Below are 21,581 nucleotides of genomic sequence, written 5' to 3' on the forward strand. Positions count from 1 at the left end.
GCTCGCATCGTGTCACACGCCGGTCTATGCCCCACCCGTCACCCCGATGACCTGGCCGTTCACCCCTCTGGCCTGCCCGGACAACATTCACCGGGTGAATTCGGCGCGCCCGCCAACGAACCGGCCGTCTCGTGCGTCCCTAGCGGTGACAGGTTCCTGTCCTCACCGATCTGGGGGATCCATGACCGCACCACGTTTGTCCCGCCCGTCGCCGCGCCTGCTCACCATGGGCGTCGCCGTCGTGCTGGCCCTCGGCCTGCTCGGCGAGGGCGGCGCGACCAACGCCACCGCCTCCGCCGCGCCGATCGCGACGGCATCGGCGGACGCCGCGCCCACCGCGCAGCGCGGCCTGCGCTTCGCCCCGGCGGCGAGCACCGTCGAGGCCTACAACTACGACGGCTGGGTGTACTTCGACTCGGGCGTCTGGCTGGCCGCCTACGGCGAGGGCTACGAGTTCTGGGCCAAGAAGGCCAAGCCCTCCGCCCGGGCGACGCTCACCAAGACGGTGATCCGCGGCGACGAGCGGACCACCACCAAGGCCCCCGCCGCGATCGTCGACGGGCTGGACGGCTTCAAGAAGGGGCTCACGGTCCAGGTCACGGACTCGACGGGCAAGGTGCTGGTCAAGAAGTCCCGCAGCCTGTGCCTCAGCGGCACGGAGCGCCAGCGCGTCGAGCCGACCGGCAACACCGAGCCGATCTACCCCATGTTCTGCGGCGGGGACTGGTTCACCAAGTCCGCCGTGTCCGGGATCGAGCAGGGCTGGGCGACCAAGCTGGACACGTACTTCGAGCTGAAGACCACGCGCAAGAACCTCCGGATGACCGTGACCATCAGCGACCCCGTCGCGGACTTCCTGGGCCTGCCCGCCGGGAGTCGCTCCGTGTCGCAGCGCGTCAAGGTGATCGACGAGTGCACCGTCGTGGACTGCGGCGAGGTCGGGGACGCGCTCCTCGGGGCGCCCGTCGAGGGCTTCAGCACGCTGGCGGAGGGCGACGCGGCGTCCGCCCACGCCGACGAGGTGCGGGCGCTGGCGAGCGGCGCCCACGGGTCCCACGGCGACGGGGCCGGGACCTCGCACCGCGCGAACCTCTTCACCCTGCAGGGCGGGAGCCAGGAGCACGGCGGCGACCACCCCGCGCTCGGCCAGCCGGGGTCGAAGCCGTCGAACAAGGCCCCCGCCGAGGACACGCTCCCGGACCTCCTGTCGCTGCCCGCGTGGCAGATCGGGATCGAGCGGTCCTCCGGCGCCGACCGGCTGACCTTCAACGCGAACGAGTGGAACGCCGGCCCGGCGCCCCTGGTGGTCGAGGGCTACCGCAAGGGTTCCGCTGAGGTCATGGACGCCTACCAGTTCTTCTACCGGGACGGCAAGGAGGTGGGCAGCACCAGGACCGGCAAGATGAAGTACCACGCCGCCCCCGAGCACGACCACTGGCACTTCCTGGACTTCGCGAGCTACGAGCTGGTGAAGCCCGACGGCACCCTGGTGACCACCAGCGGCAAGCAGTCGTGGTGCCTCGCGCCCACCAACGCCGTCGACCTGTCGGTGCCCGGCGCGACCTGGCGGCCGGAGGCGACCGGCCTCGACAGCACCTGCGGCGACCGGTCCGCGCTCTGGCTGCGTGAGGTCCTGCCCGTGGGCTGGGGCGACACCTACAACCAGACCCAGACGCAGGCGTTCAAGCTGACGGGCGTCAAGAACGGGACCTACCAGATCAAGATCACCGTGAACCCGAACGGCGCCCTGCACGAGCTGACGACGGACAACAACGTCAGCTACCGGACCGTCGTCCTGGGCGGCAAGCCCGGCAAGCGCACGGTGACGGTGCCGCCGTACGAGGGCGTCGACACGGAGATCGTGAACTAAAACGTAGGCTGCGGCCCATGAACGCCAGCAGCACGACCGGCATCCCGTCCGGGAGCGGTGTCTCGTGCACCCTCTCGGACGGGATCGCCGACGTCCGGCTCGACCGGCCCGACAAGCTCAACGCCCTGTCGCTCGGCATGCTCGGCGAGCTCCGGGCCACCGCACGCCGCCTGGGGCGCGAACCCGGGCTGCGTGCGGTCGTCGTCTCCGGCAACGGCCGCTCGTTCTGCGCGGGGCTCGACCTCGGCTCGGCAGCGCGGAACCCGGCGGCGGTCGCCCGTGCCTTCGTGCCGACGCCGCGGGGCACCAACCTGTTCCAGGAGGCCTGCTGGGCCTGGCGCCGCCTGCCGGTCCCGGTGATCGCAGCCGTGCACGGGCACGTCATCGGCGCGGGCGTGCAGATCGCCCTCGCCGCCGACCTGCGCCTGACCACCCCCGACGCCCGCTGGTCCGTCAAGGAGGTCGAGCGCGGCCTGATCCCCGACATGTCCGGGATCCGCGCGCTGACGCAGCTCGTGGGCATCGAGACGGCGAAGCGCCTCACCTTCACGGCCGAGGAGTTCTCGGGGGCCGACGCCGGACGGCTCGGCCTGGCGGGCACCGTCACCGACACGCCCCTGGACGAGGCGTTCGCGCTCGCCGGCCGCATCGCGGAGCGGCGGCCCGAGGCCGTGGCGGCGGCCAAGCGGCTCTTCGACCGGCGCTGGTCGTCGGGCGACCGGCGCACGTTCGCGGCCGAGCGCCGCGAGCAGCTCCGGCTGCTGCCCGGCGCGATGCGGGCGCTCCAGCGAATGAAGGGCGGTCGGGCCGGCTGACGACGGCCACGCCCGGGCGCCGCCCGGCGCAACCGACCCGGTGTCAGCCCCGGTACGCGCGCTGCAGCCGCACCGGCGCCAGCGGACCGATGCCCGGGACGTCGCGCTCGGGCTGCGCGGTGAGCGCGTAGCGCGAGCTCGTGGCGAGCAGCGCGGCGGTCTCCTTGTCGACCAGCACGGTCGAGGGGTCGGACTGCTCCGTGAGCCGCGACGCGAGGTTGACCGTGGGGCCGAAGATGTCGCCGAACCGGGACAGCACCCGCCCCCAGACGAACCCGACGCGCACCGGGATCTCGGGGTCGCCCGGCGCGGCGGTGCCGAGTTGCGCCCCGGAGGTCTCGGCCAGGCCGAGGGCCACCTCCGCCCCGGTGACCACGTCGTCGGTCACGAACAGGACGGCGTCGCCGATGGTCTTCACCACGCGGCCGCCCGCGTTGACGATGACGTCCCGCGCGCCGGCCTCGAACCGCTGCACGAACTCCGCCAGCTCCTCCGAGCCGAGACCCGCCGTCCGCTTGGTGAACGAGACGATGTCGGCGAACCCGACCGCGCGCAGCAGCGGGAGCTGGTGGGTGTCGTTGCGCTCGTCGCCCCGCGCGCCCGCGAACTCGATGGCCGTGCGCCCCGTGAGCGCGGCGAGCTGACGTCGCCACGCGTGCTCGAGCTGCCGGCTGAGCACCTCCGACATCTCCGGGAGCCGGTCCAGCGCGAGTAGGCGGGCCGACGTCTCGTCCAGCTCGTAGCGCCGGGCGAGGTGCTCGACGAGCGCCTCGACCTGCCACAGCGCCAGCCGCTCGGTCGTGTGGCCCACGGACCGGATGAAGGTCATCTGGGCGCGCTCGTCCATCTGCTCCGCCTCGAACAGTCCGGCCGCGTCCTTGAGCGCCTCGACGTCGGCGTCGGTGAACCAGGTCTCGGTGGGATGCGTGACGGGCAGGCCGATCCAGCGCCAGTAGCGGGTCACGAACTGCTTGTCGAGCCCGGTGAGCTCCACGACCTGCGACAGGGTGTACCGGCGCGCGCCGCCCAGCAGCGTCTCGTCGAGCCGGGCCGCGGTGTCGGCGCCGGGGGTGTCGGTGCCGGGGGTCTCGTGGTTCGTGGGGGACGTCTCGGAGTTGTGGAGCACGTCACCACTGTAGGCGGGCACACCACATGCAACCGCATACATCGGCGGGGCACACCCCGGTCAGGGCTCCGGAGACCTCAGTTCCAGAGCGTCAGCACGAGGGGGATCCCCATGAGCACCAGGAGCATCCCGACCACGGTCACGACGTTCCACAGGCCCAGCCGCACGCCCGGGACGCCGTCGTCCCGGTAGAGCAGCACCCAGACCACCAGCAGCCACGAGATCCCGGCCGCGATGAGGCCCGCCGTCGGGGTCCCCTCCGTCTGGACGATGCCCCGGTCCAGCCGGACCGTGCTGATCAGATAGACCGCGACCACCGCCGCGGCGCACACGATTCCCTTGGCCACCCCGACCGTGGCTCGACCTGCCTCCATGGCGTCTCCTGACCGTCACCCGCCCGTGCTGCCCGTCGTCGCTTGTGGCGGAGATTACCGCAGGTCAGATGCCCCGCGGCAGGGGCTGCCGTCGAGTTCACCCGACGCCGCGCACGAGTTCACCCGGGCCGGCCGGGGCCGCCGCGCGGAGCGGGAGACCGCGTTACCGCAGGTGCCAGACGTCGCCCGCGGTCACCGTGCGCTCCTCGCCCGTGTCGGTGCGGATCGTCAGCGCGCCGGTGCCGTCGAGGCCCACGGCCTCGCCCTCCAGCACGCCGGAGTCCCCGGCGAGCTCGGCGCGTACGCGGGTGCCCAGCGTCGCGGACACGGCCGTGTACTCCGCCAGGAGGCCGGACGCGACGACGTCGCCGCCCGCCTCCTCCCAGCGCCGGACGACGGCGTGCACCTCGCCGAGCATCCGCACCAGCACGTCGGTGCGGTCGGGCCGGGGATAGCCCGCGAGCGCCAGCGACGTCGCCGTCGGCACGGGGAGCTCCTCGGCGGACTGCGACACGTTGAGGCCGATCCCGAGCACGACGGCGGGGGCGGCGCCCACGGCGCCTCCGGCGTCCGGCCCCTCGGGCACCACCTCGGCGAGGATCCCGGCGACCTTGCGGTACAGGCCCAGCCCGGCCACGGTGTCGACGGCGGGCAGCAGAACGTCGTTGGGCCACTTCACGGCGGCGGTGACCCCGCCGTCGGACACCGTGCGGACCACCGCGAGCCCCGCGAGCAGCGGGAGCCAGCCCAGGCTCCCCGCGGGGACGCGGGGCCGGAGCAGCACGGAGACGGTCAGTCCGGCGCGCGGCGGCGTCTCCCAGGACCGTCCGGCGCGCCCCCGGCCGGCAGTCTGGTGCTCGGCGATCAGGGCCGACGGCGCGGGCCAGGCGGCCGGGTCGTCGCGGACGGCGGCGACGAGCTCGGCGTTGGTGGAGGGCGAGGTCTCGACCACCTCGACCCGGGCGAACCCGGGGACGGAGAGCCGGTCGAGGTACAGGGAGGGGTGCACCTCCTCATCCTCTCTCCTGCGCCGCGCGAGTGCCCTTGGAGGAAACCCACAAGTCGGCGGCGCGACCCGCTGGACGCTCCCGCATCGAGCGGGAGGCATCCGACAACTACGCTCGGAGGTGTGAACGACTCCACGACGACCCTCGCCGGCACGCGCGCCAAGCTCGACGACCTCGACGCACGCCGGGCCGCCGCCATCGACGAGCCGGAGGTGACGGCCCAGGAGAAGCAGCACAAGCGGGGCAAGAAGACCGCCCGCGAGCGCATCGAGGCGCTCCTCGACGAGGGCAGCTTCACCGAGCTGGACGCGCTGGCCAAGCACCGCAGCCGCAACTTCGGCCTGGACAAGAAGCGCATCGCGGGCGACGGCGTCGTGACCGGGTACGGCACGATCGACGGCCGCCAGGTGTGCATCTTCTCCCAGGACTTCACGGTGTTCGGCGGGAGCCTCGGTGAGGTGCACGGCCAGAAGATCACCAAGGTGCAGGACCTCGCGCTGCGCACGGGCGTGCCGCTCATCGGCATCAGCGACGGCGGCGGCGCGCGCATCCAGGAGGGTGTCGCGGCCCTGACGCAGTTCGCCGAGATGTTCCGGCGCAACGTCGCGGCGTCGGGCGTGATCCCGCAGATCTCCCTGATCCTCGGCCCGAGCGCGGGCGGCGCGGTGTACTCCCCCGCCCTGACCGACTTCATCGTCATGGCCGACCAGACGTCCAACATGTTCATCACCGGCCCGGACGTGATCCGCACCGTGACGGGCGAGGACGTCGACTTCGAGACCCTGGGCGGCGCCCGCACGCACAACTCGAAGTCGGGCGTGGCGCACTACATGGGGCAGGACGAGGACGACGCGCTCGACTACGTGCGCCACCTGGTGAGCTACCTGCCGCAGAACAACCTCTCGGACGCCCCGGCGTTCCCGCCCGAGGACGAGACGGTGCTGGAGGTCACGGCCGAGGACGAGGCGCTCGACACGCTGATCCCGGACAGCGACAACCAGCCGTACGACATGCGCGACGCCATCGAGGCGGTGCTGGACCCGGAGTCGTTCCTGGAGGTCCAGCCGATGTTCGCCACGAACGTGCTGGTCGGGTTCGGGCACGTGGAGGGCCAGTCGGTCGGCATCATCGCCAACCAGCCGCAGTCCATGGCGGGCACGCTCGACATCGACGCCGCCGAGAAGGCCGCGCGGTTCGTGCGCACGTGCGACGCGTTCAACATCCCGGTGCTGACGTTCGTGGACGTGCCGGGCTTCCTCCCCGGCGTGGGGCAGGAGCACCAGGGCATCATCCGCCGCGGCGCCAAGCTGATCTACGCGTACGCCGAGGCCACGGTGCCGCTGGTCACGATCATCACGCGCAAGGCCTACGGCGGCGCGTACATCGTCATGGGCTCCAAGCAGCTCGGCGCCGACGTCAACCTGGCGTGGCCGACCGCCCAGATCGCCGTCATGGGCGCGAGCGGCGCGGTGAACATCCTGCAGCGCGGCGCGCTGCGCACCGTCCAGGAGGCCGGCGGGGACGTCGAGGCGGAACGCGCCCGGCTGACCGCCGAGTACGAGGACGCCATCGTCAACCCGTGGGACGCCGCCGAGCGCGGTTACGTCGACGCGGTCATCCGCCCGTCCGAGACCCGGGTGCAGGTCGTGCGCGCCCTGCGCGCGCTGCGCACCAAGCGATCTACGCTTCCCCCGAAGAAGCACGGCAACATCCCGCTCTGAGCGGGTATCGAGCCGGTCCAGAACCTGGAGGAGACCGCATGAGCCACGAAGACGCCACCCACGGCCCGGCGCCGATGGGCCGCGTCGACACGGAGCCGATGCACCGCGCCGTCGACGCCCTGGCGGCCGCGCTGCACGACTACGTGGGGACCGCCGTGGGCGTACGCGCCGAGTTCGGCGCCGCCGAGGCCGACGAGGACCCGCGCGTGCTGGCCCTCGAGTCGAAGGTGGGGCACCTGAACGCCGCCCTGTTCGACGTGCTGCACGGCGCGCTGGGCATGCACCCCGACCTGACCTCGTCCGTGTGGGAGCCGGAGCACGAGGGCGAGGAGGACGAGATCCTCGAGTCCGACGCGCCGGAGGAGGGCGAGTCGTTCTACCTCGGCTTCGTCGTGGGCGCGCGGGGCGGTGACGCCTCGCTGGACGGCGTGATCGACCTGCTCGACGCCGCCGGCGAGTCCGTGGCGACGCAGCTCACCGAGGGCGGCTACGACATCGCCGAGTGGGCCGCCTCGCGCGGCGAGGCCCCCGGCTTCGGCTTCTACGAGGAGGACGACGAGTGAGCCCCGAGGTCCGGGTCGTCCGCGGTCAGCCCGACGACGTCGAGGTCGCGGCCCTGGTCGCCGGCCTCGCCGCGGTCGCGGCGGCCGGCACGGAACCCGACGACGCCGCGCCGCTCGACGAGTGGACCAACCACTCGCGGGTGCTGCGCGGGAACGGTGCCGCGACCGCCAAGAACTTCGGCGGACGCTCCGGGCGGCACAACGCCGACGCCTGGCGCTGGAGCCTGCGCTCATGACCAGGGCTCCCCGCCCCGGGGACACCGACGTCGTCCTGTTCGTCCGTTCGCTCGGCCAGCGCATCGCGGGTGGTACCCGCGCCGTCCTGGCCCGCGCCAACCTCTACGCCGGCCTCGGGTACCGCACCACGCTCGTGGTGACGGGCCTGCTCGACGACGACGGCGACTGGGTCCGTGAGCACGGCCTCCTCCGCCCGGACGTGCGTCTGCTCGTCCTGTGGCGCGACGGGCCCGACGCCGTGGACCGGGCGCGCGCCCAGGAGGTCGAGCCGGTCACGGTGCCGCGCATCGCCGACGGGCCCGGCGTGAAGCGCCGGCGCCGGACCGTGGGCGACGTGCTCCAGGTGCGCACGCTGGTGGACGACAAGCTGCGCACCATCGAGCTGCTCGACCAGGACACCGAGACCACGCGCCAGCTCATCGTGCTGCGCGAGGACGGCTCGCGGGAGTCGCTGTGGGCCTTCGCGCACGGCGAGCTCATCGCGATCGACCACCTCCCGAAGGGCGGCGGCCGCCGGCGCGAGCTCGTGGTCGACGGACGCGCCGTCTGGCTGGAGGCCGAGGTCGACGGGCACGTCGGCACCGGCGAGGCCCGGCTGCTCCTGCGCGAGGAGCAGGTCGGGGACTACGCGGGCGCGATCGCCCGCTGGCTCGACACCACCTTCGCCTCCGCACGGCACCTCGTGGTCTTCGCCGACGGCGAGAACGTGTGGCAGCGCAGCCTGCGCCTCATGCGCCACCCGCACCTGCGGGGCGTGTCGGTGCTGCACAACTCGCACCTCGCGGCGCCCTACGACGCCGCGGCGCCCACCAAGCCGCACTGGGACGGCTTCTTCTCGGACACGACCAACGTGGACGCCATGGTCTGCCTCACCGAACGGCAGCGCACCGACCTCCTGGAGCGGTACCCGGGGCTGCCGCTGCACGTGCTGCGGCACGCCGCGCCCAAGCCCAGGGTCCGCGGCGTGCGGCGCGACGGCGACTCCGTGGTGTTCGTCGGCCGGCTCGCGCCGCAGAAGCAGCTCGACCACCTGCTCCGGGCGTTCGTGCTGGTGCACGAGCGGGTCCCGGGCGCGCACCTCGACGTGTACGGGCACGGCGTGGAGGAGGAGTCGCTCAAGAAGCTCACCACCGAGCTCGGCCTGGACCTCGGCACCACCGTGCGCTTCCACGGCGCGACGTCGCAGGCGCTGCACGCCTTCGCCGGCTCCCGGGTCGCGGCCATGACGTCGTTCCACGAGGGGCTGCCGCTCACGCTCACCGAGGCCATGTCGGTGGGCACGCCCTTCGTGGCGTACGACTGCAACTACGGCCCGGCCGAGGTGATCCGGGACGGCGAGAACGGGTTCCTGGTGGCCCGGGACGACGTGCCGGCGCTGGCCGACCGCCTGGTTCAGGTGCTCCAGGACGACCGGCTCGCCCGCCGGCTCGGCCGGGAGGCGAAGCGCGTCACCACGAGCTTCTCGCCGCGCCGGTACAGGGACGCCTGGCGCGACCTGCTCGGCCAGGTCGCGAGCCGCGAGTCGAGCAGCTCGCACACCGTCGCCAGCAGCTGACGGCGGTCGATCCGGAGGTTGTCCAGGTGGGGGCGGAGGTCGTCGTGCCGACGGCGTTCGCCCTCACCCACCGGCTCGCCCAGCAGGGTCACCGGCACCGGCCGCCCCTCCGCCTCGCGGGCGCCCGGCCGCAGGTCGGGTGACACGTCGCCGAGGCTGGGCGGCGCGTAGACCACTCCCGGGGCGTCGCTGAACCAGCCCACCTTGTGCTGGCTGGTGCCGTTCGGCGCGACGTACACGTCGGTGGCCTCGGCCCACAGCACGGCCTCCCGCAGCGTGCTGCCCACCAGGTCGACCACCTGTTCCGGGCGCCGCACGTCGCCCCGGATCGCGCGGGCCACCGCGTGCAGCTCCTCGATGCTGGCCCGCCACCGGTCCGAAACAAGGTCGGTACCCACCGGGTACGAGTAGCCGTCCAGGAGCACCAGCGCCCGCGGGTATCGCCGGTGCAGCGCGTCGACGAACCGGGCGGCCTCGCGCTCCTGGTCCGCCCACGCGCGGCTGCGCACGCGCAGCCCGATCCAGACCACCGGCCCGTCCCTGACCGGCGGCGGCTGGGGGTACCCGGGCGCCGGCTCGGCCTGGACCATCCGCCGCCGGATCCGGTCCACGAGCGAGCGCCGGATGAAGTACCCGCCGACCGAGAGCACCAGGTGCTCGTGGGAGAAGGGGTAGGGGTCGCGCAGCAGGCGGCGCGGCTCGTCCACGACGCGCGCCGTCGAGAACTCCGGGAACAGCTCCTCGAACGCCCCGAAGAACCCGGACCCCGCCGTGCGCACCTCGGCCACGTTGCCGGCCAGCCCGTGGTCGATCAGCCGCTCGACGCCGGGGTAGAAGTTCCAGACGTGGTGCGCGAAGTTCTCCGCGACCGTCATCTGGAGCACCACCCGGCGCCGCGCGTGAGGGTCCGGCCGGGTGGCGACCGCGCGGGCGTACTGGTCGCGCCGGGACACGACCCGGCGAAGCAGGTCGGCCGACAGGTTGGTGATCTTGCGCGGCGCGAGCACCGCGCCCGTGAACGCGCCGAGGTTCAGCACGAGCCCCCGGGCGGGGAGGAACAGGTAGGCGGCCTTGAAGCCCGCCAGGACGCTCACGAGCATGGTGTGCTCGGCGTCCCCGAACGAGTAGACGGCCTTGCCGACCGTCACCACCGCGTCGAACGGCGCGCACTCGGCGCCGGTCACCGGGTCGCGCAGCACCAGCCGCCGGTCGCGGACCGCCCGCGACTGATGGCCCAGGTACGGGTCCGCGGCCTCGTGGATCCGCCGCTGCGCCGGCGTGACGAACTCCCGGTCGTCCGCCCGCGGCACATCGGGGCTGAGGAACTCGTCCTGCCACCACGCGACCGCGTCGGCGGACAGCGGCTCGCCGACCTCGGCTGCCTCCTCGAACGTCAGCACCCGGGGCCCCGTGGCGGCGAAGTACAGCTTGATCACGGCGGGCTGCAGCGCGCCGACGCGCGCGGCGTCGGCCTCGGGCAGCGGACGGAGGGCGGAGTAGGCCGCCCACACGCGGGCGCACGCGGCGGCGTCGTCGGCCTCGAGGAACGCCGCGAGGTGCGCGGCGTGCTCCTGCCGCGCCACGTCCGCCGCCGGCCCGCCGAGCAGGGCGAGCAGCACGACAGGGAGCGGTCGTGCCGAGCCCGCCTGGAGCGCGGAGAGCCGTTCGGGGAGCGGCACGTCGCCGTCGCCGCGGGGTGCGTCACGCCACTCGGCCCAGGCCTGGGCGCTCGTCGGGTCGGCCAGCAGCACCTGGCCGTACGCGTCGTCCACCTCGTGCGCGGGCGCGCCCGCCGCCACGAGATCGCGCGCCCGGCGCTTCGCCGTCGGCAGGTCGACGCCGCCTCCGGAAACGCGATCGGCCCGGACGGGGCCCCGCACCTCGCGGTGCGTTGCCTCGTCCGGGCCCTGGGTCATCGGTCAGACGACCGCGCGCCGTGACTCGACGAACGCGCTGCCCTTGTCCCAGAGCTCGCGGTACTTGACGTACAGCTCCTGGTTCCAGGGCTTGAGCCAGCCCGCCCAGTGGACGATGCTCGGGTCGGTCACCGTCTCCTGCGTGGGCCAGTTGTTCCAGGCCGGCTCGATCTTGCGGTACCGGGAGCCGGCGTAGCAGTTCAGGATCTCCTGGTCGTTGAGACCGTAGGTCTCCACGTACGCCACGTAGTCGGCGGTGAAGCCCTCCGACCGCATCTGCGCGAGGTCCATGAGCAGGATGCCCGCGTTGAAGCCGTCGAAGTCGTTCGGGTGCCGCTGGTACATCGCGCGGAAGAACTCGTTGGCGACCACGGGCTCCTCCGACAGGCGGCGGCCCTGCTTCAGGATGTTGCCGAGACCGCTGCGCACGCCGTGCCCGACGGACGGACGGGCGGCGAGCGGGGAGCCGCCGAGGTCGACGTCGTGCAGCGTCGCGATGTCCTTGACGGTCAGCGCGTCGATGTCGTGGTAGACCACGCGGTCGAGGTCCGGGAGCAGCTCCGGCAGCAGCAGGCGGTCCATCGTGGAGACCGTGATGTGCTTGAGCATGCCGAGCACGGGCCCGTAGTCGATGTCGTCGCACGCGATCCACTCGAAGCTGACCTCGGGGAACAGGCCGGCGAGCCGGTCGTGGTCCTCCGTGGTGTGGTCGCGCGTGAGGGCGACGACGTGCAGCGGGCGGTCCGAGTGCTGGACCAGACCGCCGATGACGATCTCCATCTCCTGCTTGAGGTTGCCGTCCAGCGCGACCGCCACGTTGACGACCTCACCGGTGCGCGGCGCGGTGGCCGGCGTCAGCACGCGCGACGCACGCGCCGTCCGGCACGCCTCGTCGACGTCGAAGGACGCCGTCAGCTTCGTGGTCGGGGCGGCGAAGCGCTCCTCGGCCAGGGCGACCTCCGGCGCGACGGTCTTGCGCCACTCGGCGTAGACGTCCTCGCGCGACGCGCCCTGGAGCACGAGGGCCATCGCCGGCGCGAGCAGGCGACGGATGCGCTCGCGCATCGCGTTCAGGTCGTTCTCGTCGGCGTCGAGCAGGCCCGCGAACCGCACGTCGGCGCGGTTCTTCGGGGTGAACTGCACGTTCGCACCGATCGACCACGACGGCAGGTAGCAGTGCAGACGCGAGGTGACGACCTGGCCGAACTCGGAGCGGTAGCTCTCCAGGAGCCCCAGCGCCTCGCGGACGTTCGGGCCCATCGACGTCCAGCGGACGTCCTCGTGCATCTGCGTGATCTGGATGGCGTCGTCCGTCGGCGCCGGGGTGTCCACGTAGGCGGTGGGGCCGCCGACCGGGACCGGCGTGGCGGCGTCCGGGAACACCGTGCTGATCGTCGTGGTGAGGCAGCCCGAGAAGAAGGCCGGCACGCCGCGGGCGAGCAGCAGGTAGACCGTGTTCCAGTCGCGGCAGCCGATCGGGCCGTGCGCCTTGAGGTACTCGATCGCCTCGGGCGTGAGCATGTTCGGGCGGTTCACGTGGAACGAGATGAACAGCGGGTTCACGTTCGGGTTGAACGGGAAGTCGTAGGCCAGCCCGAAGATGTCCTGCATGTACCAGCCGAAGGCGATGGCCCACGTGTTCTCCGGGACGGCGTCGTAGCTCGACGAGTCGCGGTTGAGGGTCATCAGCTGGACGTCGGCGCCGGGGCCGTCGATCTGCAGCTCGGGGCGCACCCGGCCCTGGAGCTCGGAGACCACCTCGACGAGCTCGTCGTCGCCGTGCAGGCGCAGGTTCGCGTGGCGGACCAGGTGGCCCAGGCTCGCGATGGTCTGCACGTAGTCGCCCACGTTGGACGACGTCGTGCCCTCGTCCGGCTGCTTGTAGTCGATGACGCCGAACGACACGCGCCCCTGCGGGACGGTGGCGGTCTGCGGCGTGATCGCGCGCGCCGTGAAGTCGGCCAGCAGCTCGATGCGGCGGGTCAGCGCCTCGTCGGCGTCGGCGGCCTCGCGGGCCGCGTCGATCGCGCGGGACGCGGCCGTGTACTCCTTCACGGCGAAGAAGATGGACGCCATGTTGTAGAGGGGCTTGGCGCCCTGCACCACGCCCTGGTCGATCCACTTGACGACCTCGTCCACCACGCCGAGCTGGCCCACCTGGGCGGCCGTGCGGAGGAACTCGACCGGCGCGTTCCGGGCCACGGCGTCCCGCGGCACCTCGGAGAACAGGTCCCAGGCGAGGTCGTAGGTCCCGGCGTGCCGGGCGACCAGCGCGCCGCCGAGCGCGCCGGCGACGCGGGTCTCGGGCTGGCTGTGCAGCGAGTGGCACAGCGCGCGGGCGCCCACGAGCACCTCGGCGTTCAGCTTGCGCGTGAACCGGCCGCGGATGAGCTTGACCACGGCGTCCGTCAGGGGGACGCCGGACCGCAGGCTCCGCGTGAGCTCGGCGTCGGCGGCCAGGCGCTTGGCGGCGTGGACGTACTGGCGCTTCGCCCGCACCTCCTCCTCGGGCAGGCTGCCGGGCTCGAGCCCGAGGACGACCTCGGTCATCTGGCGGTACGAACCACGCAGGCGCGCGGCGGCCTTCTCGTTGACCGTCGGCTTGGCCGTCGGCCCCGAGGACGGTGCCTTCGCAGCTGCCTCGGCGGGCTTCTTCTGTTGCGGCGCGCTGGTGCCGGCCCAGCGATCAGCCGTCCTGGCGATTTTGCGAAGTGCGCGACGGCGCAGGCTCCGGCCTCGAACGTTCATCCATATACCTTTCTCGGGGTCGGCGAGCTGGGCGCTCAAGCCGGGGACGATCGTACCGTCCAGGCCGATCCAGAGGCCCCACGAGCGCCACATAGCACGTTAACTTCTCGTTTGTCACCGGCGAGGCACGTAGGCTCGGCCGACATGACCAGCCCTGTGCGCACGTCCACGCAGATCGACGTCATCGCCGATGACTACGTCAAGCGTCTCACTGAACTCGCCCCTTTGTCCGCCACAGCCATGGGCCTGCCCGGACACGACCACGAGATCGGCGATCTTTCACCCGCCGGGCACGACGAGCTGGCCCGGGCCGGGCGGGACGTCCTGGCGCGGCTCGACGGCGCGCAGCCCGCCGACGACGTCGACCGCGTCACGCTCTCCGCGATGCGTGAGCGGATCGGGCTCGACCTGGAGCTCCACGAGGCCGGCGAGGGCCTGCGCAACCTGAACAACATCGAGTCCCCCGTGCAGGGCCTGCGCGACGTCTTCGACATCATGGCCACCGACTCGGTCGAGGCCTGGGAGAACATCGCGTCCCGCCTCAACGGCCTGCCGGACGCCGTCGAGGGATACATCGAGTCGCTGACCGCGGCGGCCGCGCAGGGGAACGTCGCCGCGATCCGCCAGGTGCGCGAGTGCGTCGACCAGGCGCGCGAGCTGGCCGGGAGCGACTCCTTCTTCACGTCGTTCACGCGCGGCCCCGCCGTCGACGCGGTGCTGGACGAGTCGGCCGCGTGCAGCCTGGTCCGCAAGGAGCTGGAGCACGGCGCGACGGCCGCGCGCGAGGCCTACGGGAAGCTCGCGGAGTTCCTGGAGCGCGACCTCGCGCCGCGGGCCCCCGAGGCCGACGCCGTGGGCCGCGACCGCTACACCTTGTTCTCGCGGTACTTCCTGGGCGCCGAGGTGGACCTCGACGAGACCTACCGGTGGGGCCTGGAGGAGCTCGCCTCGATCGTCGCCGAGCAGGAGCAGGTCGCCGCACAGATCGCCGGCCCCGGCGCCACGGTCGAGCAGGCGGTGGCGGCGCTCGACACCGACCCCGCGCGCAAGCTCCTCGGCACCGACGCCCTCAAGGCCTGGATGCAGGAGACGTCCGACGCCGCGATCACCGCGCTGAACGGCACCCACTTCGACGTCCCCGAGCCGGTGCTCGACCTGGAGTGCCTGATCGCCCCGACCCAGTCGGGCGGCATCTACTACACCCCGCCGAGCGACGACTGGTCCCGGCCCGGCCGGATGTGGTGGGCCGTGCCGGCCGGCGTCACGGAGTTCAACACCTGGCGGGAGAAGACGACCGTCTACCACGAGGGCGTCCCGGGCCACCACCTGCAGTGCGGCCAGGCCGTGTTCGCGCGCGAGACGCTGAACAGCTGGCGCCGGCTCGCCTGCTGGGTCTCCGGCCACGGCGAGGGCTGGGCCCTGTACGCGGAGCGCCTCATGGCCGACCTCGGCTACATGGACGACCCGGGCGACCGCCTCGGCATGCTCGACGCGCAGCGCCTGCGCGCGGCCCGCGTGGTGTTCGACATCGGCGTGCACCTCGGCCTGCCCGCCCCGGAGCAGTGGGGCGGCGGCACCTGGACCGCCGAGAAGGGCTGGCCGTTCCTGCTGGCCAACGTGAACATGCCCGAACAGTTCGTCCGCTTCGAGTTCAACCGGTACCTCGGCTGGCCGGGGCAGGCGCCGTCGTACAAGGTGGGCCAGCGCCTCTGGGAGCAGACGCGCGACGCCGCCCGGGCTGCCGTGCCGGCAGGTCAGGAGTTCGACGCCAAGGCGTTCCACGCCCGGGCGCTCAACCTCGGTTCCGTGGGCCTGGACACCCTCCGCGAGGCGCTGGCCTGAGCCGTCGCGCCCCCGCCGTGTCAGACGTACGGGTCCCTCGGGTGACCTGTACGTCTGACACGTGACCGGGGTCACTTTCGGCAGATCTCGTATTTGCTGTTTCGTCCGCCCGCATTCTCGTTACTGTGGCGCGCGTGCCACGCCTGGTCCTCGCCTCCCAGTCCCCCGCCCGACTCGCGACGCTGAAGTCCGCCGGAGTCACGCCGGAAGTCGTCGTGTCCGGCGTGGACGAGGACAAGGTCCTCGCCGACGCCACGGAACGGTTCGGCGAGCTCGACCCCGCCGACGCCGTGCTCGTCCTGGCCCAGGCCAAGGCCGAGGAGGTGGCGGCGCGGCTGGAGGAGTCCTGGGCCGACGCCGAGGCTCCTGCCGACGGCTCCCCCGCCGGGGACGGCTCTCCCGAGGCCGAGGCGCCCGCCGACGTGATCGTCGTCGGCTGCGACTCCATGCTGGAGATCGACGGCACCATCGTGGGCAAGCCGGCGGACGCCGCCGCCGCACGCGAGCGCTGGCGCACCATGCGCGGCAGCAAGGGTGTGCTCCACACCGGACATTGGGTGGTGGACCTGCGCGACGACGCCGCGGGCGGCACCGGCGGCACCCTCGGCTCGACCAGCTCGACCACGGTCTGGTTCGCCGACATCGACGACGACGAGATCGACGCCTACGTGGCGACCGACGAGCCGCTGCACGTGGCCGGCGCGTTCACCATCGACGGCCTCGGCGGCCCCTACGTCGAGCGCATCGAGGGCGACCACCACGGCGTGGTCGGCATCAGCCTCCCCCTCCTCCGCGAGCTCCTGGGCGACCTGAACATCCCGTGGCGCACCCTCCGCAAGGCGTGACGGCCCGCTGACCGGCCGCTGCGCGCCCGGCGGCTGGCCGAACGTAGGGATCGTCGGCTGATGAGCGCTCAGAGAGCGACGATTCCTACGTTCAACGGCCCTGGCGTGGGGCGCCAGCCCAGCGTGCTCAGGCGGGCGGCCATCTCCGTGCCGACCGTGGGCGTTTCGCCGGTCAGCGCCCTGACCGCCGGAAACCTGATGACGATCACCCTGCCTGTTGCGACCAGCCGGTTCTGCCGGTGCGAGTCGGCGGCGAGCATCAGCTCCCCGGCGTGGAACGCGCGCCCGTCGATCTCGGCGACGACGTACCGGCCGTCCAGCAGGCGCCACACGAAGTCGACGCGCGCCAGGAAGACGCCGTCCCGCGTGAACATGACCTGCTGGCCGTCCGGGGGAACTCCCGAGTCGACGAAGGACAGGCGGGCGAACGACTCAGCGGCCGAGCCGTCGAGCGCCTCGGCCAGATCGACCAGGCCCTGCACCCGCCCAGCCCCTCGGCGTCCGCGCAGCATCGCGCGCACGTCGTCGAGGCCGCTCTGGACGATGCGTCCCTCCCGCAGAGCGCCGCTGAGCACCGCCACCACCTCGCCGCGCGACAGGTACGGAAGTGCCTGCGCCAGCGCCGGTACGACCGACGCGATCCGCCGCCCCCGGTACTCCTCGTCGGCGAAGTCCCGGTAGCGCCGCAACGTCACGCCCTCGACCGCCGAGTACATGCCGCCTGATCGCGCGGCCTCGGGCAGCACCTCCTGGACGAGGCCGTCGACGCCGAGCAACGCCAGCGCGCAGGCTCCGGTTGCGATCCCGTTCCCCACGGCCAGCATCGCGGTCCAGGCGGCACGACGCCGGAGGTGGTCGTGACGGCCGTCTGCCCGACGCCGCCCGACCGGCGTCGGGCAGGTGTCGTAGACGCAGCGCACGACCCGGCGCCAGCGGCCGTGCGCGACGAGCAGGGCCACGGCGTCCTTGTCGAGCCCCGCCGCGGCGCACTGCGCCTTGCTCACCAGCCCCTCTTGCGCGGCGGCGACCGACAGCAGCGGCTGCGGGAGGCTCCTCCGTGGTCTCATGCCGTCGATCCCACCCCGGCGTGGTCCCGTGACCTCGCTCGCGACGGCACCGCTGTGGACGAACCGCCCCAGGCGCCGCCTGGAGTCGCGCTCGTTGCCAGTACTCACCGTCCCGGGTGCCTGCCGCACCCGCTAACAATTTCCCGCGCCACGCACCACCGGGCACCGAACGTAGGCTCCGTCGGCGCGTGAGCCCTCATGCGTCGACGGAACCTACGTTCACCGCCGACGCCGACGCCATCGCGGCAGGCGGCCACCAACCGGCCGCCGCCCGGCACCAGCAGTGAGCCCCCGTTTACCTGATACCCACAAGGCCGGGCGGCTCAGTGGACTGCACAGTGCCGACGCCATGTGTGGATCCTCCAAACGCGCCGCTCCGGGGTTGGTCTGGTCTCCAGACTTTCTCCCGGGTGCCCGGAGCCGGTACATAGGTCCTGGATACCCGGGTTACGGTGAGCCGTGCCTAGTTCCAGCCTGCCCCGAACCATCTCGAAGGTGCTCATCGCCAACCGTGGTGAGATCGCCGTCCGCGTGGCCCGCGGATGCGCCGATGCGGGGCTGGCGTCCGTCGCCGTCTACGCCGACCAGGACCGCGAGGCCATGCACGTGCGCATCGCCGACGAGGCGTTCGCCCTCGGCGGCGCCCGCGCCGCGGACACCTACCTCGACCCCGCCAAGCTGCTCGACGTCGCCCGCCGGTCTGGCGCCGACGCCGTGCACCCGGGCTACGGCTTCCTGTCGGAGAACGCGGCGTTCGCCCAGGCCGTCATCGACGCCGGGCTCGTCTGGATCGGCCCGCCGCCGTCGGCCATCGACGCGCTGGGCGACAAGGTGAGCGCGCGGCACATCGCGCAGCGCGCGGGCGCCCCGCTGGTGCCCGGCACGCCCGACCCGGTCAAGGACAGCGCCGAGGTGCGCGCGTTCGCCGAGGAGCACGGCTTGCCCATCGCCATCAAGGCGGCGTTCGGCGGCGGCGGCCGCGGCCTCAAGGTCGCGCGCACCTTCGACGAGATCGACGAGCTCTTCGACTCGGCGGTCCGCGAGGCGACGGCGGCGTTCGGCCGGGGCGAGTGCTTCGTGGAGCGCTACCTGGACAAGCCGCGTCACGTGGAGACCCAGTGCCTCGCGGACACCCACGGCAACGTCGTCGTGGTGTCCACGCGGGACTGCTCCCTGCAGCGCCGCCACCAGAAGCTGGTCGAGGAGGCGCCCGCGCCGTTCCTCACGCCGGAGCAGGAGAAGTCCCTCTACATGGCCTCCGAGGCCATCCTGCGCGAGGCCGGGTACGTGGGTGCCGGCACCTGCGAGTTCCTGGTGGGCCTCGACGGCACCATCTCCTTCCTCGAGGTGAACACCCGCCTCCAGGTCGAGCACCCGGTGACCGAGGAGGTCACGGGGATCGACCTGGTCCGCGAGCAGCTGCGCATCGCGGCGGGCGAGCCGCTCGGCTACGACTCCCCCGCGATCCGCGGGCACTCCCTCGAGTTCCGCATCAACGGCGAGGACCCGGCTGCGGGCTTCCTGCCTGCGCCGGGCCGGCTGAACACGATCACGTGGCCGTCGGGCCCGGGCGTGCGCGTCGACACGGGTGTCGTCGCGGGCGACACGGTCTCCGGTGCCTTCGACTCCATGATCGCCAAGCTCATCGTCACGGGCGCCACGCGCACCCAGGCGGTCGAGCGCGCCCGCCGCGCCCTGCGCGAGCTCGTGGTCGAGGGCATCCCCACGGTGGTCCCGTTCCACAAGGCAGTGCTCGACGCCGAGGCGTTCGTCCCGACGGACGGCTCGCCGTTCCGCGTGCACACCCGCTGGATCGAGACGGAGTTCGCCGACGAGCTCAAGGCCCTCGCCTCGGCGCCCGCGCCGGCCCCCGAGGACGAGGTCGAGGAGGTCACGGCCGAGCGCGTCGTCGTCGAGGTGGGCGGACGCCGCCTCGAGGTCGTGCTGCCCGCGGGCCTCGGTGTGGCCGCCGGCCGCGCCCGGACCGCCAACGCCGCCCGGCGTCCCGCACGGCGCGCCGGCGGGGCCAAGGCGTCGAGCGGCTCGACGGGCAACACGCTCGCCTCGCCCATGCAGGGCACCATCGTCAAGGTCGCGGTCGAGGACGGCGCGCAGGTGGCCGAGGGCGACCTCGTCGTCGTGCTGGAGGCCATGAAGATGGAGCAGCCGATCCTGGCCCACCGCGCCGGGACGGTCCGTTCCCTCTCGGCGACGCCGGGTGCGGGCGTGACGGCGGGCGCCCCGCTCTGCGAGATCGTCGACTGAGCTGGGCGGTCACCGGAACTCATCGGGTGATTTCCGGCATCAACTCGGGTGAAAAGTGCCCCATGAGGCCTGATAGGCGCCACCCGCGCCCATCAGGCCTCGTGTGATCGGCTAGGTTCTGCGACGTGACACGCGTCGTAGTTCTCAGCCCCGAAGAGGCCATCGCCCTCGTCCGTCCCCGCAAGTCCCTTCCGTCGTTCGTCAGCGAGCTGACCTGCGAGGACGGCGTCATCGCCGTCACCGCGGACCTGCGCCGCCTGACGTATGCCCCGCTGCCCGTCAAGATCGCGGCCAAGGCCGTCCCGGTCATGCACGCGTCGGCGCGGATCACGTCGGTGTGGCAGAACATCGCGGTGCTCCAGGTCGAGGCGGACGCCGCCGGCCTGCCCGCCACCAAGCTGCTCCCCCTCGCCTCCGGCACCATCGAGAAGATGGCCCGCAAGAGCGGCCTGCCGGAGAACGCCGTGCAGCTCCGCAAGGACGGCACGGTCTCGGTCGACCTGCGCGCCCTGATGCGCGGCCAGTTCACCGAGGTCACCGGCTTCCGGTTCGAGGGCGGCAAGGTCGTCGTCGAGGGTGTCCTCGCGGAGGACTGACCGCGCCGGTCGCTGACAGCCCGCGTCCGGACCTGAGAGACTGACGCCGTGCCGAACCCGACAGTGCCTCCCGCAGACCTCCACCGGCACGACGGCGACGGCTGGGTGACCTGCGGGGACCATCGGCACTGGGGTCTGTTCGGCGCGGCGGGGCTGCTCCTCGTCCGCCGGGACGTCGCGGGGGCGCCGTCGGCCATGGTGCTCCAGCACCGCGCCCTGTGGTCCCACATGGGCGGCACCTGGGGCATCCCCGGCGGCGCCCTCGCCCCGGACGAGAAGCCCGAGGACGGCGCCCTGCGCGAGGCCGCCGAGGAGGCCGCGATCGAGCCCGCCGCGGTGCACGTGGTGGGTACGCACGTGCTGGAGCACCCGGCCTGGACGTACACGACCGTCGTGGCCGACGTCGCGCCCGGCCACACCGTCGAGCCGCGCGCCGCCGATCCCGAGAGCCTGGAGGTGCGCTGGGTCGGGCTCGACGAGCTGGACGGGCTGAACCTGCTGCCCGCGTTCGCCCATGCCCTGCCTCGCCTGCTCGCGATGCTGGGTTAGGGTCGAATCGTGCATATCCGGATCGCTCCCGAAGAGGTGCTCGGCCTGGCGAGGATCGCCAAGCAGGCCCCGCCCGTCATCAGCTCCGTCGTCGGCGACGGGGACGTGATTCGTGTGGTCGCGGACCTGCGCCGGCTCGAGACGCTGCCCGGCCCGCTCAAGCTGGCCGTGAAGATCGCGCCGATCGTGCGCGGCGACGTCAAGCTCGCCTCGTTCGAGCGCGGGGTCGCCACGCTCACGGTCGAGGTGAACGCGGCGGGCCTCCCGGCGCACCGGCTGCTCAGCCTGGCCGCGGCGCCGATCGAGCAGGAGGTCGCCAAGCAGGGCCTGCCGCCGGGCGTCGTGGACGTGCAGCCGGACGCGCGGATCGCCGTCGACGTCGAGCGCCTGCTGGAGGCCAAGTTCCCGGGCGTCACCGTCACGGGGGCGAAGGTCGAGGGCGGCCAGATCGTCCTGGACGCCTCCGTCTCATAGGGGGTCTGGAC

The 21,581-nt window shown here is 72.8% G+C and carries 17 protein-coding genes; 12 read left to right on the plus strand and 5 right to left on the minus strand.

Features of this window, described 5'->3' with window-relative positions; genetic code table 11:
* Positions 1 to 181 precede the first annotated feature (181 nt).
* Positions 182 to 1,870, plus strand: coding sequence for a lysyl oxidase family protein (locus AB0I29_RS07850; RefSeq protein WP_357480082.1), 1,689 nt, complete (start codon positions 182 to 184; stop codon positions 1,868 to 1,870).
* A 17-nt stretch (positions 1,871 to 1,887) separates the two neighbouring features.
* Positions 1,888 to 2,685 carry a crotonase/enoyl-CoA hydratase family protein gene (locus tag AB0I29_RS07855; protein ID WP_285102819.1) on the plus strand — a complete coding sequence of 266 codons (798 nt, stop codon included), beginning with the start codon at positions 1,888 to 1,890 and terminating at the stop codon, positions 2,683 to 2,685.
* 43 nt (positions 2,686 to 2,728) lie between these two features.
* Here the strand turns inward: AB0I29_RS07855 and AB0I29_RS07860 are convergent, their stop codons facing one another.
* From AB0I29_RS07860 to AB0I29_RS07870, 3 genes are all read right to left on the minus strand, one after another.
* Entirely contained in the window at positions 2,729 to 3,811 is a 1,083-nt protein-coding gene (locus tag AB0I29_RS07860; protein WP_285102818.1) for an adenylate/guanylate cyclase domain-containing protein, read from the minus strand.
* A gap of 77 nt (positions 3,812 to 3,888) precedes the next feature.
* A complete protein-coding gene (locus AB0I29_RS07865) occupies positions 3,889 to 4,185 on the minus strand; it encodes a hypothetical protein (RefSeq protein WP_285102817.1) in 297 nt (98 codons plus the stop codon).
* 163 nt (positions 4,186 to 4,348) lie between these two features.
* The gene (locus AB0I29_RS07870; RefSeq protein ID WP_357480087.1) at positions 4,349 to 5,194 is read right to left on the minus strand and encodes a biotin--[acetyl-CoA-carboxylase] ligase; all 846 of its coding nucleotides are present in this window, start codon (positions 5,192 to 5,194) and stop codon (positions 4,349 to 4,351) included.
* A 120-nt stretch (positions 5,195 to 5,314) separates the two neighbouring features.
* Here AB0I29_RS07870 and AB0I29_RS07875 point away from each other — a divergent pair, with 120 nt between their 5' ends.
* Genes AB0I29_RS07875 through AB0I29_RS07890 form a run of 4 tightly spaced genes read left to right on the plus strand, consistent with a single transcriptional unit; the run spans position 5,315 to position 9,268 of the window.
* Positions 5,315 to 6,913 carry an acyl-CoA carboxylase subunit beta gene (locus AB0I29_RS07875; RefSeq protein WP_285102814.1) on the plus strand — a complete coding sequence of 533 codons (1,599 nt, stop codon included), beginning with the start codon at positions 5,315 to 5,317 and terminating at the stop codon, positions 6,911 to 6,913.
* Between the two features lie 38 nt (positions 6,914 to 6,951).
* The gene (locus AB0I29_RS07880) at positions 6,952 to 7,476 is read left to right on the plus strand and encodes a hypothetical protein (protein ID WP_285102813.1); all 525 of its coding nucleotides are present in this window, start codon (positions 6,952 to 6,954) and stop codon (positions 7,474 to 7,476) included.
* Positions 7,473 to 7,712, plus strand: coding sequence for an acyl-CoA carboxylase epsilon subunit (locus AB0I29_RS07885; protein WP_285102811.1), 240 nt, complete (start codon positions 7,473 to 7,475; stop codon positions 7,710 to 7,712). The genes AB0I29_RS07880 and AB0I29_RS07885 overlap by 4 nt, the downstream gene beginning before the upstream one ends.
* The gene (locus AB0I29_RS07890) at positions 7,709 to 9,268 is read left to right on the plus strand and encodes a glycosyltransferase (protein ID WP_357480093.1); all 1,560 of its coding nucleotides are present in this window, start codon (positions 7,709 to 7,711) and stop codon (positions 9,266 to 9,268) included. Before AB0I29_RS07885 ends, AB0I29_RS07890 begins: the two co-directional genes overlap by 4 nt.
* Before the next feature lie 1,919 nt (positions 9,269 to 11,187).
* On the opposite strand, the gene AB0I29_RS07895 is transcribed toward AB0I29_RS07890, so the two are convergent.
* Positions 11,188 to 13,734 carry a glycosyltransferase gene (locus tag AB0I29_RS07895; RefSeq protein WP_357480096.1) on the minus strand — a complete coding sequence of 849 codons (2,547 nt, stop codon included), beginning with the start codon at positions 13,732 to 13,734 and terminating at the stop codon, positions 11,188 to 11,190.
* A 342-nt stretch (positions 13,735 to 14,076) separates the two neighbouring features.
* On the opposite strand from AB0I29_RS07895, the gene AB0I29_RS07900 reads away from it, so the two are divergent.
* The gene (locus AB0I29_RS07900) at positions 14,077 to 15,774 is read left to right on the plus strand and encodes a DUF885 domain-containing protein (RefSeq protein WP_357480099.1); all 1,698 of its coding nucleotides are present in this window, start codon (positions 14,077 to 14,079) and stop codon (positions 15,772 to 15,774) included.
* A gap of 134 nt (positions 15,775 to 15,908) precedes the next feature.
* On the plus strand, positions 15,909 to 16,619 hold the full coding sequence (locus tag AB0I29_RS07905; protein ID WP_357480102.1) for a nucleoside triphosphate pyrophosphatase: 711 nt from the start codon (positions 15,909 to 15,911) through the stop codon (positions 16,617 to 16,619).
* A 68-nt stretch (positions 16,620 to 16,687) separates the two neighbouring features.
* Here AB0I29_RS07905 and AB0I29_RS07910 read toward each other — a convergent pair whose 3' ends face one another.
* Positions 16,688 to 17,686: a hypothetical protein gene (locus tag AB0I29_RS07910; RefSeq protein WP_357480105.1), complete on the minus strand. Its 999-nt coding sequence runs from the start codon at positions 17,684 to 17,686 to the stop codon at positions 16,688 to 16,690.
* 474 nt (positions 17,687 to 18,160) lie between these two features.
* On the opposite strand from AB0I29_RS07910, the gene AB0I29_RS07915 reads away from it, so the two are divergent.
* The 4 genes from AB0I29_RS07915 (at position 18,161) to AB0I29_RS07930 (ending at position 21,570) form a co-directional block, all read left to right on the plus strand.
* On the plus strand, positions 18,161 to 19,951 hold the full coding sequence (locus tag AB0I29_RS07915; RefSeq protein ID WP_357480690.1) for a biotin carboxylase N-terminal domain-containing protein: 1,791 nt from the start codon (positions 18,161 to 18,163) through the stop codon (positions 19,949 to 19,951).
* A gap of 125 nt (positions 19,952 to 20,076) precedes the next feature.
* Positions 20,077 to 20,547: a hypothetical protein gene (locus AB0I29_RS07920; RefSeq protein WP_357480108.1), complete on the plus strand. Its 471-nt coding sequence runs from the start codon at positions 20,077 to 20,079 to the stop codon at positions 20,545 to 20,547.
* A gap of 48 nt (positions 20,548 to 20,595) precedes the next feature.
* Positions 20,596 to 21,096 carry an NUDIX domain-containing protein gene (locus AB0I29_RS07925; protein WP_357480110.1) on the plus strand — a complete coding sequence of 167 codons (501 nt, stop codon included), beginning with the start codon at positions 20,596 to 20,598 and terminating at the stop codon, positions 21,094 to 21,096.
* A 9-nt stretch (positions 21,097 to 21,105) separates the two neighbouring features.
* Complete coding sequence (locus AB0I29_RS07930) at positions 21,106 to 21,570, plus strand: hypothetical protein (RefSeq protein ID WP_357480113.1); 465 nt, start codon at positions 21,106 to 21,108, stop codon at positions 21,568 to 21,570.
* Positions 21,571 to 21,581 lie beyond the last annotated feature (11 nt).

The organism is Promicromonospora sp. NPDC050262 (assembly GCF_040655935.1).
GTDB lineage: Bacteria > Actinomycetota > Actinomycetes > Actinomycetales > Cellulomonadaceae > Promicromonospora.